This window comes from Psychrobacter sp. 1Y4, from assembly GCF_051847555.1.
Genome location: NZ_JBPYDE010000007.1, coordinates 103753 through 119678 on the forward strand (window position 1 = coordinate 103753; position 15926 = coordinate 119678).

Here is a 15926-nt window from a genome sequence, read left to right on the forward strand (position 1 = left end):
TTCTAGCTTTGGTTTTTGTTGATACTAACGTCGTTATCATCGTCTATTTGTAAGCTCTGAGCATTAGAGACAGCGCCATCAAAACGTTGCTGCAAATAACGATTGGTTGCGAGTAGCTTTTGACCATCTTGATGATACGAAGCATTAATTAAATCGTCAAACTGTGTATTAATGGTGTTCAGCACTTCAAGCAGCGCCTCTTTACCCGTGACATTAGAGTGCTTGATTTTGGTGTTATCAGCGCGACCATCATCCAAGTCATGCAAGCGGCGATAATCAGCTACCGCCTCTGGGATATGTATGTCCATCAAATTCTGAATCATGACATAGGTCTCGGTTACCGTATCTGTGTCATCAATTTTGCCATCATTATTGGTATCTCCATAAATAGTACGTAGCTTTTCGCCTTTTTGATTGATTTGGGCGAGTGTCGTCTTGACCTCAATTGGCAAGCTTTTTTCGGGGATATAACCCAGTTGCGGCATGGCTTCATATTCTAGCATTTTAGGAGCGGTTACTTTTTTGATGCCACGATACCCCAAATATAACCCTGCTGCTGGTAGCAACCCATATAAAACAAACATCACTAACATTGCAGTTACTTGGGTCATTAGATTGTCCTCGTCATTTGGCAGAATTGTTTGGCAAACTTTTATTATTTTAAATAAACATTAAACAAAAAAATAAGGCTGTACTAAAGCCTTATTTTGTTATGTATTGAACCCCCTATGTTCAATACTACTCAATTGCCTTATGTTGGTAACGTCAGCTTTGGGTGCGGCTTTTCACATAACGATGTGTTGAAGCAAGACGATCCATAACCGTTTGATGCAACTCATCCAATAATTCATCAAGCTCGTAATCAATCTCCAAAAACAAATCTGTCAACATATCGCCTGCAGTCATTTTTCCTTGTACCATATTGTTCTTAGTACGGTGCGGACTAAAACGTTGAAGTTGCTCATAGTGATGCAATGCCTCTGGAATGCTCTCAGATATCAGTTTATCGATGACAAATTGACGTTCGTTATGTTGCTGTTGTTGCTGCTCATTAAGCTCACTACTCCACTCACGATAGCGCTTAAGCTTACCGTTGATTCGGTCTAGTATTGCAACAGCCTCAATCGGCATCGCATTTAGGGTGGCTTCATCGACCACATCAACAAGCTCAGTCATAATCGGACAGCTTCCATGTTTTAGATACCATAACGTATCTGGGTCAAAAGGAGGTCTATTCGCCGGACGCATCTGGGAACGATTGGACAAATAACGGTCAGTTAATGGCGTTGGCGTTTGAATGTCATTAACATGTGCCAGCGCCGCACAGATACGATCTGCACGCTCAGGAGGGGTCAATATAGAGTGCTCACTACTACTTTGGTCGCTGGCCTTAGTCGTTTCTACCTCAGGGCTGCTTGCCGTCTGTTGGATATTTTGAGCCGCTATTGTTGGCAAGTCATCTTGAGCTTGACCAAATGATTGTAGCATTCTTGTCAGACTTACGACCATGACGTACTGTGCCCCTCATCCCTTGCAGTCAGATTGTGTTTATCTTGTATTGCATAGATTAAATCAATAGCGTATCTTAGCAGGTTTTTGCTAGCCTGCCAGTAGGCAAAATGTCACCATTCCTACTCTCGACTTTCACTCTTTAGATGCTAAGCGACCCATTTTTTATGTTAGATGTTAATTTCAGAATGATGTTAATTTCAGAATATCGGGAGTTTCTTGAGACTTCGTCAAATTACTTAATTGAGTTTTTAAAGCTAAAACACGCTTTGTCAGTATCAAAAGTGAAGAGCAACAAGCCGTTTTATGTTTACATCGCATTAGGCAAGGCGCTATAAAAGACAGAACCGCACGTATCAATCGATTACGGGGGAAAAAGCTGTTGTAGCGACCGTTAATGACGCTAAGCATTTTAATACCAGTAGATCATTTGCTGCATGGATTGGTTTAGTTCCACGACAATATTCAACAGGCGGAAAAGCGCACCTAGGGCGAATTAGCAAACGCGGTGAAAAACATATCCGCACTTCACTTATTCATGGCGCAATAGCTGTCATTGCTAACTGTAAAAACAAAACCGACCGTACGAGTATGTGGGTAAAAGACCTTGTTGAACGACGAGGGTTCAAACGAGCCACTGTTGCGCTGGCCGCTAAAAATGCCCGTCTAATATGGGCGCTGTTACACTCAGAAAAAGAGTATCAGGCTGACTATGTGAAATGGTTTTTTAAAGTAGTAAGGTAAACCCCACCGAGTCTGTGCATTAGCAATTGACGATAATACGGTCAGACCGAGAGCAAAAAAGCCTGTTTAATCGGGAAGAGGTTATTAATTAACACTCTGTTTAACGAATGAGGCAATGCTCAAGCGCAAATCATCAGGGCGATAGCGTAACAAAGCTAATAAGCGCCGAATGTAGAGCTGCTGTCAGATCTTCTTGTTGTCAGAAATGCTATTGCTTGACAAAGGGGAGTCCATGTAGCCCAATTAAGGAGCTGATAATAGTTTGCTAAAATTGTGTAGCGTAGCGAAACCGAGCAAACTGTTAGCAGTCCCGCTTTAAATTCTTGTTATGTGATTACCCTAATAACTCCTGTTGCATTTTTACTAGGTTCTTATACTTCGGTTCTATTTCACTCATTAACGCTTCAGTGGGCCAGGAGTTTATTGAAATGTGCTCACTATAATTATTATCTTCCCATTGAGCTAATACTGCTTTGTAAACACTAACATGAGCTAATGCCGCAAGTATGGATTCAGGGATTTCACCATTTTCAAATAAATCACAATTCTCCATAGTTATGTTTTCAATTTTTTTGTGTAGCGGCTCGAATACATTTTTCATCCAAGTGCGCCAACGCTCCTTTTCATTTTCAGTTGGCTCATGCTCTCCTGAAAAATAGAACTTACCTCCATGATTAGGCCAATATTTTTCAACGAAGGACTCCCATGCTTCATGCGCAGTTTTTAAGGTTATGTAAAGGGGTCCATATAATTCTTTTAGCTGCCTGTTAATTCTTTCAAGGCGGTTAGCTCTTCTCTCAAAGTGCCATTTATGGAAATATGTAACGCCCCAACCTAAAAGAGCAATCAAAGTTGCTATACCTACAGGAACTATTTCTATTAGCTCCTTTCTTGTGAACTCAACCACCTGAGCCTCCTCTATCACATAACGAATGATATGGACTCCCCACTCAGCACATTTTTACCAATGTGCCATAGTGAAGTTGATTATAAGCTTCAAATATGAGGAGTCCATATGTCTGTAATTAAAGCTGTTGGCATTGATTTAGCCAAGTTAGTGTTTAGTATTCACGCTATTGATGAGCATGACAAGTGCAAATTTCGCAAAACTGTTAAACGAAACAACCTATTAGTTGAAATAGCTAAATTACCACCGTGTATTATTGGTATGGAAGCCTGCTCTGGCGCGCATTACTGGGCGATAGCGTAACAAAGCTAATAAACGCCGAATGTAGAGCTGCTGTCAGATCTTCTTGTTGTCAGAAATGCTATTGCTTGACAAAGGGGAGTCTATGTAGCCCTGTTAAGGCGTGAGCAACGCAATACCGAAGCTTCCTTATACCAGCTTGAACACTAAACTCAATGCATAGTAAAAATGCCACGCGCTGCGAATCACTCTTAAACAGATTGTTAGCTTGTGGCGAATACCTATCCTATTCTGGGTAGTAAATGCTTTCACCGACTGAATTTATGAGTGCAATTAAAAAATGGTATGAAGAAGATATATATCGTTGTAATTCAAAATCAATTGAGTTTAAACTTTGACCTTGGTAACCATTAAAACTTTCAAACTGAGATAGTTGTTCATCAACATAATATAAGTGCTTTATTTTATTATTAACCACTCGCAGTTCATTAATATTGCCATATGAACTTATAGCTGTAACATCAACTCCGAAATTTGACAGGCTTTGTTCCACTACATTCCAACGATGGGAAGAGTTATCATCAGGGTTAACCAATTTCGCTGCCCGATTAGTAAATTGTTCTATAGTCGCCCATAAGTTTATGATTAGACTTTCATTAGAAATTGCCTTAACTTGCTCTTGTTCTTCTTTCCAATTAAAGTTGGGAAATGAAATTCTAGCTAAATGCTTGTTTTCATCAGAAACTTCATCGAACATACGTGCATGATGCTCATTAAATTGATCATATATCGGCTCGTATTGTTCTTTATTGCTTTCATATATCGTCATAACATACCGATGAAACATTACAATATCATCAATTCTCTGCTTGGCTTTTAATCTCAAATCAAACCTTTCACTCGAATTTTCTCCTTCTGGAAAAACAAAGAAACTTTCTTTAAGTGCTAAATAGGTAATATCTTGAGATTTTTCTAGTTCATTTAATGTAAGTAACATAAACATTCTTTATTAAAATTTGCGATGAAGTAACTTTTGCAAGCTAACAACTTATGAAACACCATTTTGGTGGTTTATAGCACACCAAAACGGCGGTTAATAATGTTATCGGACAAAATTAGGCTTCTACTCAAAAAAGCAGGAATAAATTTAACTTTTTCAATGTCCGGTTATCGCTCATAGCAGCCTTTTATATCAAGCCCTAACCTATTCATCGAAACTATAAAATAGATATGAGCGGCTAAACTTATTTAAATCATGAGTACTTAAAATGCGAAATAGCATGAATTATACTGCGTAGTTCAGCTAACCCCTTTAAACGCCCAAGGTAGGAATAACCAGGCTCAGCATTAGGCTGTCCCGCTTCGCTTCCCTTCCCCATCTAATAAATGACCATGATGAAGGCGCATTGAAATTGGCATCGCTATGCCATGCATTTTTTCACGGCGTTTTTCTTCATTAAGCAATCCATCAATAAGCCCGCCATATCATTATCGTCATCAAGGTGCTCAGCTTCATAAAACGAACCATTGTCCTCACGAACAACATTTCTTAAATGCACAAAGTGAATTTAAGACCCAAACTCAACGGTCATATCGACCAAATTATTATCCGCACGCGCCAAAGTTGCTCATGGCTGCCAACAGTTGAGCAATTGCAGCTGTAATTGACTCACTTATACATGACCCTTCGCCATCAGGCGGCCCTGTAATTATATTTTGTTCAAGTAAGTTAATTTGCGCGTCATTCATTGTGTTAAAGTGAGCATACGCTTGCTCAATACGCGTTTCACTATAGCTTTGTTTAGCATCTGGGTGCTCAAGAACAAAAATTTCATACGCTACAAAATCGATCATATCGAATCAAAGTGTGGAACCTGTATGTTCAAGCGCATAACCTAAATTTATGCGTGTCCAGTTAACAACAGATATAAAGTTCTAACACACAGCACCAATGCATGCCTTACCAACACTTATTATTGATTGTTTATAACTTTCTATCAGTTGTTGGTAATTACCTTTAAGTGTTTTAATATCATTATGAATGCTCCCGATTATATCTCTGGCTTCTTACTTGGTTTATCACTCATTATAGCCATCGGTTCACAAAATGCTTTTGTCTTAAAGCAAGGCCTCAAACGCGAGCATATATTTTTCGTCTGCCTGTTTTGTGCGCTCAGTGATGCAATCTTAATATCTGCTGGCGTTGGCGGTTTTGGTGCAGTCACGGCACGCTATCCACAAGTAGTCGATATTGCCAAATTCGCTGGTGTCATATTTTTGTTAGGCTACGGGTTACAAAGTTTGTATGCTAGTGTACGTTTATCGCATGCTCTTGATGTCGACGGACAAGTAGTCACCAGTCTAAAAAAGGCGCTACTCCTCTGCTTTGGCTTTACGTGGCTTAATCCGCACGTCTATCTAGATACATTGGTGCTAGTTGGGATGGTTTCAACAGGAGCAAGCAGTAAAGTTGTATTTGCGGCTGGGGCAGTCAGTGCCTCGTTCTTTTTCTTTTTTGCACTAGGCTATGGCGCACGCTTACTAAGACCATTATTTGCCAAACCCAAAGCTTGGAACATACTAGATGCCTTAGTCGGCATACTGATGCTGTATTTGGCATGGCATCTATACCAAAGTTAAAACAGTGAGTAAATCCAACTATAAACAAAGGCTACAAAAACGAAAAAACCAAACACATTCATTGAACATGCTTGGTTAACCATTATAACGATTTATGATTTACAGTTTATGATGCCTTTTTGCGTTTTTTAGGCTTAACGAAGCTTAAATTCAAAAAATGCTCTAACGAGTCATCAAGAACATCTAACCAAGGCTCTGGCAACTCAGGTGCTAGTGTACCTGTCAAAGTAGAACGATAAGCCTTTTCTCTAAAGGTCATAATGCCGTCTTTTTTGTGCTCTTGCCATTCTTTTAGGATCTCGCCTTGCTTCTCTACTGCAAACTCAGGATAGTCAGTCGCATTGGTTAAGTCGCGAATATACGCGGCTTGGAAATCGATAGAATCATCAACCGTTACTGATTTATCATAAGTCGCTAGCCACTTTTGCTCATCTGCTTCCCGTGTCGTCAAGTCAGGCAATTCAATATTACCCATCATTACATCACGTGCATACCATGCTTGGGCATCAAACATATTAAAGGTAAAGTACTGATCCTGCATTCCTAGATAGATAAGCTTTGGATTAGGCTGCCAAAAGATACCCTTATACAAGTTGGCTGGATACAAGCAGTTGTGCGTTTGTAGACGCAGCTCATCAGGCAAGAATGGGAAATGAAACAAGTAGCCTGTACACATAATGATAGCGTCAAATTTTTGACTGGTACCATCTGCAAAATGCGCCACATCATCTTCAAAATGCGTCACTAACGGCACTTCTTTAATACCCTCTGGCCAGTCGTAACCAAGCGCTTGCGTGCGATAGCTGATAGTGACTGATTTGGTCCCATACTTATAGCACTGCGTGCCAATATCTTCAGCAGAATAGCTACTGCCAATCAGTAAGATATCTTCGTCTTTAAATTCTAATGCATCGCGAAAGTCATGAGCATGCAAGATACGACCTGGGAAAGTCTCTAAACCTGCAAAATACGGCATATTTGGCGTTGAGAAATGACCCGTTGCAACCACGACATAATCAAACTCTTCGACTTCTTGCTCATTGGTTTTATGGTTCATCACCGTCACGGTAAATTTTTGCGTGTCATCGTCGAAAGACACCCAACGTACCGGGCATTCAAAACGTATGTACTTTTGAATATCTTGCTTGTCAATACGGCCCATGATGTAGTCTTTTAAGACTTCACGCGGAGGATATGAGGGGATAGGCTCACCAAAGTGCTCATCAAAAGAGTAATCCGCAAACTCTAAGCACTCTTTGGGTCCATTTGACCATAGATAGCGATACATACTACCGTGCACAGGCTCACCATTTCTATCCAAACCTGTACGCCAGCTATAATTCCACATACCGCCAATAGCGTTTTGTTTTTCATAACAAACTATTTCAGGCAAGTCTTTTACGCCTGCTAAACGAGCCGCTTCAAAAGCACGCAGCTATGCTAAACCGCTCGGTCCTGCACCCAAAATAGCAATTCTGTTCTTACTCAAGATCAACTCCTGCTAAAAATAGTGGACAATTACTATAACACATAATTATCAATGGTATTTAGGAGCACTGCTAGTTAGTTATAAATGAGCAAAACCAGAACTTAAAACATTCTTAAACAAGACAGAATTTCTACTATTTTTTGTGCAAGAGTATACAAATACGATGGCTTTTGATTAAAAGTGAAAGGTTAGATGATTAGGTGACTAAACGCTCAAACATTCTATATTAAATTAGGGAACAGCGTACGTAGGCCGCTAACGATAATTTCAATAGAAACTGCTGCCAAGAGCATGCCCATGATTCGGCTCATAATATTAAGCCCAGTATCACCTAATAAGCGACTGATACGGCCTGCTGCCATTAATGCTAAATAACAAAACAGACTAATCAATAACCCTGCGATAATGACTGCAGATACCTGCAATATACCTGAGACTTGTGACGAATAAATAATGACAGTTGAGATGCCGCCAGGTCCGATCATCATAGGAATTGCTAAGGGTACTACTGCTGAGGCGGTACTTGGTGCTGCATATTTGTCAAATTCGACATCAAAGTTTTCTTGGTCAGGTTTGACTGGATTCCCCTCACCATTCAACATATTAAGAGCAATTAAAAATATCAGTATGCCACCTGCCAACTGAAACGAGCCAATCGAGATACCCAAAGCTCTCAGCAAGATCTCGCCTGCTACAGTAAAAAAACTAATAGTAATAAAGATCGTGACACAAGCTACCCGAGCAACCCTACGACGATCAATCATCGAGTAGCCGCGGGTTAAATCTAAAAACAGCGTCAAAGCTGCGAAAGGATTAATCAATACCACAAAGGCTAAGATAATCTTGATAATTTCAGTATTCACTGAGCGCTCGCTTGTTTAACGATAAAAATCAGGCAAAAGATAAGGCCATCGTGCGAGTGCAACGATGACCCAATAATCGGTTAACAGCGGCATTGTAGCATAGGCAGATAACCTAATTAAATCATTAACTTTGGTTAATATTTACACCTCTTAGTAATGAGCGAATTATTGCTCATTCAGCACTAATTCAGTACTGAAATCAAGACCGATATCTAATGCGGTCGTACTGTGCGTCAAATAGCCCATTGCAATAAAATCAACGCCCGTCTCTGCGACCCCTTGTACCGTTTTAGGGGTAATGCCACCTGATGCCTCAGTTTTAGCGCGACCTTTACACATTGCTACTGCTTGCGTCAATATCTCAGGTGACATGTTATCTAATAAAACTAAAGTTGCACCAGCATCTAGCGCTTGCTGTAGCTGCTCTAACGTATCGACTTCAACTTCAATCGGGATCAGGTGACCGGCGAAATTCTGTGCCTGCTTGATGGCAGTCTTGATATCACCTGCAATGGCAATGTGATTGTCTTTAATTAAAATCGCATCGTCCAAACCCAAGCGATGGTTGCGCCCGCCGCCACAGCGTACCGCGTACTTTTGTACCGTACGCAGACCTGGAATAGTTTTACGCGTACAGGTAATTTGCGCGGGATACTCTGCCACACTATCGACAATCTGCCGCGTCGCTGTCGCAATACCACTTAGATGCGTCATAAAGTTCAATGCGGTACGCTCGGCTGTCAATAGATGACGCGCGTTGCCGCTGACAGTTGCTAATACTGTATCAGCATCAACCAACTCACCATCAGCAACTTGAGCAGTAAACTCAATTTGCGCATCAACCAAAGCAAAGGACAATCGTGCCAAATCCATCCCACATATCACGCCTGCTTGCCGCGCTTTAATCTGTAATTGTGCTTGCATATCAGCTGGGATAGTTGCTTGAGATGTGACATCACCACGTCTACCCAAATCTTCTGTTAGTGCCACTTCAACCAATGGCTTAAGCAATACCTTATCTAATGCTGGTTCTTGTATGACTGTCATCTTTAGTCCTTTTTTATGCGCAATGCTTGATATGAATTTTATTTAATTAAACTCAAAATGAGCATAAATATAACTTAAAATGAGTAAGCTCGCAAGATAAGGTAATAACTTTCATTATTTCAATAATTTTATGAATAGTGAAAATGATATAGCCGATCTACTACAAATTAAATACAACGCTACTGAGGTAATTTTTGCGCAGCCTTTGTCTGCGTAGGCACAGCAAGCAAGGAAAAATTATCTCAGTAGCGTATTATAATTTTTTTACTACTTTTATTTAGGACTCGCTATAGTAGTTTGCTACCTATTTGCGCTTTGGAAGCTTACTGTCCATAAGCAAACTTTGTAGCTCAATGTCATGACAAAAACGATACAGTTTGGCCGGCCTACCGCGCTGAGTGCTACTGCTCTCTCCTGTCTTTATTACCAAGTTTTGAGAATCAAGCAAACGGCGAAAATTTTGCTTATGTAGCCGTACTCCTGATAATGCCTCAACGCTTTTTTGTAGCTGCGATAAGGTAAAAACATCGGGCATCAAACCAAAAATCAGTGGTCGATATTCAATCTTGGCTCGCAGGCGTGAAATGGCAGTAGCTATCACCCGGCGATGATCGTAATACATGGGTACGCCTATTAGCTGCGACCAATTTTCAGGTAAGTGAGCGGTTTTAGCGTTGGATAAATAGCTTGCTGGATAGCTTGGCGCTTCAGGTATCAACCCTGCTTCATAAAGCATTTCATAGCGTAGCAGTACATGCTCAGCCACCCACTTTCTGCCTTCATTATTGTTATCACTATTTGAATTAGTACCAGCGTCTTTGTGTTTGACATTTTCATCTGCCAAGAACGCTTCATTCAACCCCCAACACAGTCTGATGCGCTGATGACGACGGCGCTGCGCGGTTGTATCCTCCGTATCATTTGCCCAATCTAACAGTGTTGGCACAATAAAATCCATGATAATACTTGGCATACCTTCTAAGTGGTTTTCCCAAGGAAAATAATCGTACCAGTCGCGCCATATGGCTTGGCTCTGCAGCTCTTGTGTTTGGGTTTCTTGTACCAAACCCAGATAGCTGACATAAACCAACGCATGCCCATCGACACTACGTCTATTGGTATCGACAAAGGTATATAACTGCTCTATATACCCAAGTGGCTGCTGTGTTTGTTCTTCGACCCATTGACGTACGCCAGCTTGCAACGAGCGATGCAATGGCATGAGGGGGCCATTAGGTAGTAGCTTGCCTTGATCAACCGTTAAAACACGAGCGGTATGCTCGTTAATCGACACTAATACAGCGACCACTTCTGTGGTACCACTGCCTTGCTGATGTGCATGTGAGTAAGACAACGTCATAGTTCTTTATTATTATCCTTAATGGCTAATGATTGATAATTTGCGATTTATGTTGGACAAGGATCAGTATAGCGTGAATCATGATTTATCGTAGGAAACGGTTGTAATTATTAACTGAGAATACCGCTTAGTTCAAATCAATAAGAGCATTAATACTGTCCAAACTTATTATTTTAATTATAAAACATACAAAAACATCTTGTTTTTATGCTCAAAATGAGCATAATTAATATAGTTCTATTTATTAGCTGTTTTTAATTGATTTATTTTAGCGACATATTGCTTGTCGTTACCGCACAAAAGGCTTGCACTTATGAAAACTTATCCTTATGACGCGCCCATCATGAGTACTGATAATCGTATTGCTACTCAAATGAACATCGAATATGCCAAAGCTAGAATACCAGCAGACCTGACGCGCACCGAACGTCTCGCAGTTGAAGAAAACATTAAGCAGCTATTAAAAGAGCACAATGCAGTATTGGTCGCCCACTACTATGTCGACCCTTTTATTCAAGACTTAGCATTAGCAACAGGTGGCTGTGTTGGTGATTCATTGGAGATGGCACGCTTTGGGCAAGCGCATAGTGCGCAAACATTGATCGTCGCTGGCGTACGTTTTATGGGCGAATCGGCAAAAATACTAAGCATGGAAAAAACGGTACTTATGCCAGACTTGGAGGCTGAGTGTTCGCTTGACTTGGGCTGTCCTGCCGATGAGTTTTCAGCATTTTGTGATGTTCATCCTGAACGTACGGTGGTGGTCTATGCCAACACCAGCGCTGCAGTTAAAGCGCGAGCTGATTGGGTCGTGACCTCGTCCGTTGGTATCGACATCGTGCGTCACTTGCATGCCCAAGGCGAGCCTATCATTTGGGGGCCTGACCGTCATTTGGGTAAATACATTGCACAAGAGACTGGCGCAGACATGTTGCTGTGGCAAGGGTCTTGTCTAGTACATAACGAGTTTAAAGCGACTGAGCTGATACAATTAAAAGAAGAACACCCTGACGCTAAGGTTTTGGTACATCCTGAATCACCTGATAACGTGGTCGACCTCGCTGATGTGGTTGGCTCAACCAGCAAACTATTAAAATCAACGTATGAGCTGGATGCCGATACCTTTATTGTCGCTACCGACCTGGGTATCTTGCACGAGATGCAAAAGCGCTCGCCACACAAACGTTTCTTAGCTGCGCCGACCGCTGGTGAGAGCGCCAGTTGTAAAAGCTGTGCATTCTGTCCATGGATGGCGATGAATGGCCTAAAAGGAATTGAGCAGTGTCTGTCTCAGCGCAGCGGTGAAATATTAATGACGCCTGAGCTGGCAGCAGGTGCAAAAAAACCACTACAACGCATGCTTGATTTTGCCGAAGCGCAAAAGCAACGTGTGGCCGCGAGCGGAGATATTGTCAAAGACCGTGCGCTATTTGCTAACGTTGGAGCTGCCTAATATGAATGAGGCGCGCGTATTGGCTAGAGCAAACAATAACGCTACTACTGATGTTAATGATGTTAGGAAAACAGACGTACTTATTATTGGTGCTGGCCTAGCGGGACTAAGCACTGCTCTTGCTTTGCCAAAATCGCTGAGCATTATGATACTAAGTAAAGCAGCATTGGAGGTTTGCTCAAGTCATTACGCGCAAGGTGGTATCGCAGCCAGCTTGGACAAAAACGATTCAATAGCTGCCCATATCGCTGACACCTTGGTCGCTGGCGCAGGCTTATGTGAAACTGATAATACCACCAATATTCTAAGCGCTGGACAGCAAGCGGTACAGTGGCTGTGCGAGCAAGGCGTACCGTTTACTAAAATTCCTCAGCAAGAATCAAAAGATCATATAAAATCAGGTTTTGAGCTCTCTCAATTACATCTAACCAAAGAAGGTGGGCATGGCTGCCGACGAGTTGCCCATGCTGATGATGCAACCGGTCGACATATTATGGAAGCTTTGATTTTAAAAGCGCAAGCTGCATCTAACATCACTATCCTTCCCTACCATGAAGCACTTAACCTTTTAAAAAATAGCGCTAATCAAAATAACCAATGCCAAGGTGCGCTGGTTTTTGACCACATTAATAATCGTAAGCTTACCTTTCATAGTCGCGCTGTCGTAATGGCTAGTGGCGGCTTGGGGCAACTATTTAAACGTGCCAGCGCCCCCAATGTCTGTGTCGGCGATGGCGTGATGATGGCATGGCAAGCAGGCTGTCGACTAGCCAATTTAGAATTTATTCAATTTCACCCGACGGGGTTAGCGTTAGATGATAGCAGCTTTTTAATCTCTGAAGCACTGCGCGGTGAAGGTGGGCGGTTGTATTGTCCGCAAACCGGAAAGCGTTTTATGCTCGATATTGATAAGCGTGCAGAGTTAGCACCGCGAGATATCGTCGCCCGAGCGATTGCTGAGCAAATTAATGAGAATGAACTTGGCTACGTACATCTTGATATTAGTCACTTGCCAGCTGCATTTATACAAGCGCATTTTCCGCAGATTTATCAAACACTATTAGACATCGGTATCGATATTACTACCGATCCCATTCCAGTCGCCCCTACCGCTCATTATAGTTGCGGTGGCGTGGTGACGTCTGCTAATGGTTTGACCGATGTGCTAGGGCTGTATGCGGCAGGTGAAGTTGCTTATACAGGGCTACATGGAGCCAATCGCTTAGCGAGCAACTCATTGTCGGAGTGTGTGGTGGTTGGGCGCAATATCGCGGCTGACTTACCGCGCTATCTAAAAGCAACTGAAAAGTTAGATACAACGTCAATTTATACCAGTTTAGACCAATCAATCCATGACATTTGGACATTGCCAACGTTTGAAGATTGTCAGCGTATTACTTTGCCACCGTTTATTGAGTGTAAAAGTAACTTTAACGTTAATCACAACGTCAACGTCAGCATCAATACGAATGCCGACATCACTGCAATAACCGCAGAATTAAAAGCTTTGATGACGTCTCATATGGGTATTACTCGAGAAGCTAAATCATTAGCACAAGCACTGGTACAAATTCAAAAGTGGCAACAACAGCTTGGCTGTACAAACCCCAATCAAACGGATATCAGTAACAAAGATAACGCCACTATTCTGAATGAGTTGCCCTACTTTCAATTAGCAAGACAGTTGCGATTGGCGATCTTGGTTATTCAGTCTGCTTATCAGCGTCATGAGAGTCGCGGTGGACATTACCGAAAGGATTATCCAAACCTAGCAAGTAAGCCTAAAGTGAGTGTAATTGCCCCTTTATTGAACAGTTTGCCTAGTCATATTTACGCATCTGATAAATTTGCTGTAGTCGGTCAAGAATATAGCCAACAAGATAAGCTTTCGCGATCAGCTATTAGCACCTTATAAAATAGTGAGAATATGGCAATTTTTGTCTGCTTGTTCCAGCATTTATAGCCTAATATGATACAATCTCCAGCTTCCTAAAAACGCCTTCAAAAGCTGCGAGCCCATCATCATGCAAAGCCTAGTTACCCTTGTTTTGGTATTAATGCCAATGTTTATTGGCTTTGCCATTCCCTCTAATCCTAAAATGACTAGGCTTGCCGATAAAGGCTTGTCTTATTTGGTTTTTATCATCTTAACTTTGATTGGTATTGAGCTGTCGCAAGTAGAAGGGCTGAGTAGTCAAATAGGTGAAATCTCGCTGTATGTCACCATCTTATCGATATTGACTATCGGTACTGGGCTATTTGGCCTGATGATATTTGATCATCTAAAACCTTGGCAAGCCAAAAAACCTGTCGCAAAATCTAAAGAGCACCGCGTCAGTATTCGAGGTAGCTTAGCGCAAGTTTTTTGTGTCATGCTAGGTATGATCATTGGCTATTTCTTACCCGCTGATTATATGCCGCCTGAAAATACTATGACCGTCATGCTAATGATATTAATTTTACTGGTCGGTATTGGTCTCAAAGGTTCAGGCATTACTTTGAAAGAGGTGCTGCTTAATAAGCGGGGCGTTGAGATGAGCATCGTCTTTACCTTTGCCGTATTAGCAGGCGGTCTTGTTTTTGCCCTGCTATTTAGTGAAGTGTCGTGGACGAAAGGTTTGGCACTAGCGTCTGGCTTTGGTTGGTATTCGCTATCAGCAATCGTTATGACCGATGCTTATGGCGCAGTTTGGGGCAGTGTCGCCCTATTTAATGACTTGATACGTGAGTTTTTTGCCTTGATATTTATTCCTGTGTTTATGCGTAAGTATCCATCAGCTGCGGTCGGCCTTGGCGGCGCAACCAGTTTAGACTTTACGCTGCCAATTATTCAACAGTCAGGCGGTTTAAAGGTCGTGCCACTGGCAATTAGCTTTGGTTTTATTATTAATATCGTCTCGCCGGTGTTGATGGTGCTGTTTTCGGCTTTTTAAAAACCGACCGTTTTTTTGACGTTATCATTCAGATTTAAATATCTCGCAGCGCTTTAGATATGGTTCATAGTTTTTCCAATCACTTGGGTTTTCTATATTTGCTAGGTCTTTGACTTGCGTACTTGCTTTGACAGTTACCCTTCTATCTTTTGACTCTATACCTGAAAGATCACTTTCGCTAAAGTCTGTAGCTATAAATGGATATCTATCTGAGCAATCATAAGTAGAAATACGATCAGAGGTAATGTGATGTTTTTCTACTAACCTATTCCTGACATTAATAGCACGGTTACGTGATAAATTATTTTCATCAGGCGCTATCATCGCAAGCTCGTTTGATGCTACATGACCAAAAATAAAAACCTTGGCATCTGGTTGTTCATGAAGGTTTTCTTCAATTATTGCAAGTGCTTGATCATATTCGTCAGTTAATTGACTGCTCATCGGTTCAAAAAATCCTTGCAACTGCATTTCTAGCGAACCTGTATAAACCACTACTGGACAGCCTTTAGCATCGACCACTACGTTAGGTGGCGTTTCAGGGCATTCATCTATGGCATCAAGCACACCATCGCCATCTAAATCGCTATCCGCCTGCATCGTCCTGATGTTTTCATATTGCGGTATAGTTTCGGTAGTTTGGCAGCCAGCTAATATTATAGATGCTGCTAGTAACAACAACGTGCGATGGGTTTTAATGGTCATTATTACGCTCTCTTCATCTAGAATAACTAAAGGCCT

At 41.6% G+C, this 15926-nt stretch carries 14 protein-coding genes and 2 pseudogenes; 6 read left to right on the top strand and 10 right to left on the bottom strand.

What is annotated here, in order from left to right; translation table 11 throughout:
* Nucleotides 1-2: 2 nt before the first annotated feature.
* Together ACS8FC_RS07875 and ACS8FC_RS07880 are read right to left on the bottom strand one after the other, a co-directional pair.
* Complete coding sequence (locus ACS8FC_RS07875) at nucleotides 3-611, bottom strand: hypothetical protein (protein WP_439296393.1); 609 nt, start codon at nucleotides 609-611, stop codon at nucleotides 3-5.
* A gap of 154 nt (nucleotides 612-765) precedes the next feature.
* Nucleotides 766-1488 (bottom strand): hypothetical protein, encoded by a 723-nt coding sequence (locus ACS8FC_RS07880; protein ID WP_439296394.1) that lies wholly within the window; start codon nucleotides 1486-1488, stop codon nucleotides 766-768.
* A gap of 268 nt (nucleotides 1489-1756) precedes the next feature.
* Here ACS8FC_RS07880 and ACS8FC_RS07885 point away from each other — a divergent pair.
* A pseudogene (locus ACS8FC_RS07885) lies at nucleotides 1757-2253 on the top strand (transposase); the annotation flags it as partial.
* A 334-nt stretch (nucleotides 2254-2587) separates the two neighbouring features.
* On the opposite strand, the gene ACS8FC_RS07890 reads toward ACS8FC_RS07885, so the two are convergent.
* Nucleotides 2588-3160, bottom strand: a complete 573-nt coding sequence (locus tag ACS8FC_RS07890) for a hypothetical protein (protein ID WP_439296395.1) — start codon at nucleotides 3158-3160, stop codon at nucleotides 2588-2590.
* Nucleotides 3161-3268: 108 nt separating this feature from the next.
* On the opposite strand from ACS8FC_RS07890, the pseudogene ACS8FC_RS07895 reads away from it, so the two are divergent.
* Nucleotides 3269-3454, top strand: a pseudogene (locus ACS8FC_RS07895) (IS110 family transposase); the annotation flags it as partial.
* Between the two features lie 232 nt (nucleotides 3455-3686).
* Here the strand turns inward: ACS8FC_RS07895 and ACS8FC_RS07900 are convergent.
* Together ACS8FC_RS07900 and ACS8FC_RS07905 are read right to left on the bottom strand one after the other, a co-directional pair.
* On the bottom strand, nucleotides 3687-4397 hold the full coding sequence (locus tag ACS8FC_RS07900; RefSeq protein WP_439296396.1) for a hypothetical protein: 711 nt from the start codon (nucleotides 4395-4397) through the stop codon (nucleotides 3687-3689).
* A gap of 608 nt (nucleotides 4398-5005) precedes the next feature.
* Nucleotides 5006-5254, bottom strand: coding sequence for a hypothetical protein (locus ACS8FC_RS07905; RefSeq protein ID WP_439296397.1), 249 nt, complete (start codon nucleotides 5252-5254; stop codon nucleotides 5006-5008).
* Between the two features lie 183 nt (nucleotides 5255-5437).
* On the opposite strand from ACS8FC_RS07905, the gene ACS8FC_RS07910 reads away from it, so the two are divergent.
* A complete protein-coding gene (locus ACS8FC_RS07910; protein WP_439296398.1) occupies nucleotides 5438-6040 on the top strand; it encodes a LysE/ArgO family amino acid transporter in 603 nt (200 codons plus the stop codon).
* Nucleotides 6041-6146: 106 nt separating this feature from the next.
* Here the strand turns inward: ACS8FC_RS07910 and ACS8FC_RS07915 are convergent, their stop codons facing one another.
* The 4 genes from ACS8FC_RS07915 to ACS8FC_RS07930 form a co-directional block, all read right to left on the bottom strand.
* Nucleotides 6147-7433, bottom strand: coding sequence for an NAD(P)-binding domain-containing protein (locus tag ACS8FC_RS07915; RefSeq protein WP_439296399.1), 1287 nt, complete (start codon nucleotides 7431-7433; stop codon nucleotides 6147-6149).
* A 317-nt stretch (nucleotides 7434-7750) separates the two neighbouring features.
* Nucleotides 7751-8392: a MarC family protein gene (locus tag ACS8FC_RS07920; protein ID WP_439261204.1), complete on the bottom strand. Its 642-nt coding sequence runs from the start codon at nucleotides 8390-8392 to the stop codon at nucleotides 7751-7753.
* Between the two features lie 165 nt (nucleotides 8393-8557).
* Complete coding sequence (gene nadC / locus ACS8FC_RS07925) at nucleotides 8558-9439, bottom strand: carboxylating nicotinate-nucleotide diphosphorylase (RefSeq protein WP_439296400.1); 882 nt, start codon at nucleotides 9437-9439, stop codon at nucleotides 8558-8560.
* A gap of 304 nt (nucleotides 9440-9743) precedes the next feature.
* The gene (locus ACS8FC_RS07930) at nucleotides 9744-10799 is read right to left on the bottom strand and encodes an NUDIX hydrolase (RefSeq protein ID WP_439296401.1); all 1056 of its coding nucleotides are present in this window, start codon (nucleotides 10797-10799) and stop codon (nucleotides 9744-9746) included.
* 313 nt (nucleotides 10800-11112) lie between these two features.
* On the opposite strand from ACS8FC_RS07930, the gene nadA reads away from it, so the two are divergent.
* The 3 genes from nadA to ACS8FC_RS07945 all read left to right on the top strand — a co-directional run bounded on the left by nadA (nucleotide 11113) and on the right by ACS8FC_RS07945 (nucleotide 15185).
* Nucleotides 11113-12252, top strand: a complete 1140-nt coding sequence (gene nadA / locus ACS8FC_RS07935) for a quinolinate synthase NadA (protein WP_439296402.1) — start codon at nucleotides 11113-11115, stop codon at nucleotides 12250-12252.
* Nucleotide 12253: 1 nt separating this feature from the next.
* Nucleotides 12254-14167, top strand: coding sequence for an L-aspartate oxidase (gene nadB / locus ACS8FC_RS07940; protein WP_439296403.1), 1914 nt, complete (start codon nucleotides 12254-12256; stop codon nucleotides 14165-14167).
* Between the two features lie 109 nt (nucleotides 14168-14276).
* On the top strand, nucleotides 14277-15185 hold the full coding sequence (locus ACS8FC_RS07945; RefSeq protein ID WP_439296404.1) for a LysO family transporter: 909 nt from the start codon (nucleotides 14277-14279) through the stop codon (nucleotides 15183-15185).
* A 24-nt stretch (nucleotides 15186-15209) separates the two neighbouring features.
* Here the strand turns inward: ACS8FC_RS07945 and ACS8FC_RS07950 are convergent, their stop codons facing one another.
* Nucleotides 15210-15890: an OmpA family protein gene (locus ACS8FC_RS07950; protein ID WP_439296405.1), complete on the bottom strand. Its 681-nt coding sequence runs from the start codon at nucleotides 15888-15890 to the stop codon at nucleotides 15210-15212.
* Nucleotides 15891-15926 lie beyond the last annotated feature (36 nt).

What these genes read in the sequence shown, in the direction of transcription:
- ACS8FC_RS07900 (WP_439296396.1), bottom strand. Translation starts at nt 4,397, where the DNA reads ATGTTACTTACATTAAATGAACTAGAAAAATCTCAAGATATTACCTAT.
- nadA (WP_439296402.1), top strand. Translation starts at nt 11,113, where the DNA reads ATGAAAACTTATCCTTATGACGCGCCCATCATGAGTACTGATAATCGT.
- ACS8FC_RS07945 (WP_439296404.1), top strand. Translation starts at nt 14,277, where the DNA reads ATGCAAAGCCTAGTTACCCTTGTTTTGGTATTAATGCCAATGTTTATT.
- ACS8FC_RS07875 (WP_439296393.1), bottom strand. Translation starts at nt 611, where the DNA reads ATGACCCAAGTAACTGCAATGTTAGTGATGTTTGTTTTATATGGGTTG.
- ACS8FC_RS07905 (WP_439296397.1), bottom strand. Translation starts at nt 5,254, where the DNA reads ATGATCGATTTTGTAGCGTATGAAATTTTTGTTCTTGAGCACCCAGAT.
- ACS8FC_RS07930 (WP_439296401.1), bottom strand. Translation starts at nt 10,799, where the DNA reads ATGACGTTGTCTTACTCACATGCACATCAGCAAGGCAGTGGTACCACA.
- ACS8FC_RS07880 (WP_439296394.1), bottom strand. Translation starts at nt 1,488, where the DNA reads ATGCTACAATCATTTGGTCAAGCTCAAGATGACTTGCCAACAATAGCG.
- ACS8FC_RS07910 (WP_439296398.1), top strand. Translation starts at nt 5,438, where the DNA reads ATGAATGCTCCCGATTATATCTCTGGCTTCTTACTTGGTTTATCACTC.
- nadC (WP_439296400.1), bottom strand. Translation starts at nt 9,439, where the DNA reads ATGACAGTCATACAAGAACCAGCATTAGATAAGGTATTGCTTAAGCCA.
- ACS8FC_RS07950 (WP_439296405.1), bottom strand. Translation starts at nt 15,890, where the DNA reads ATGACCATTAAAACCCATCGCACGTTGTTGTTACTAGCAGCATCTATA.
- nadB (WP_439296403.1), top strand. Translation starts at nt 12,254, where the DNA reads ATGAATGAGGCGCGCGTATTGGCTAGAGCAAACAATAACGCTACTACT.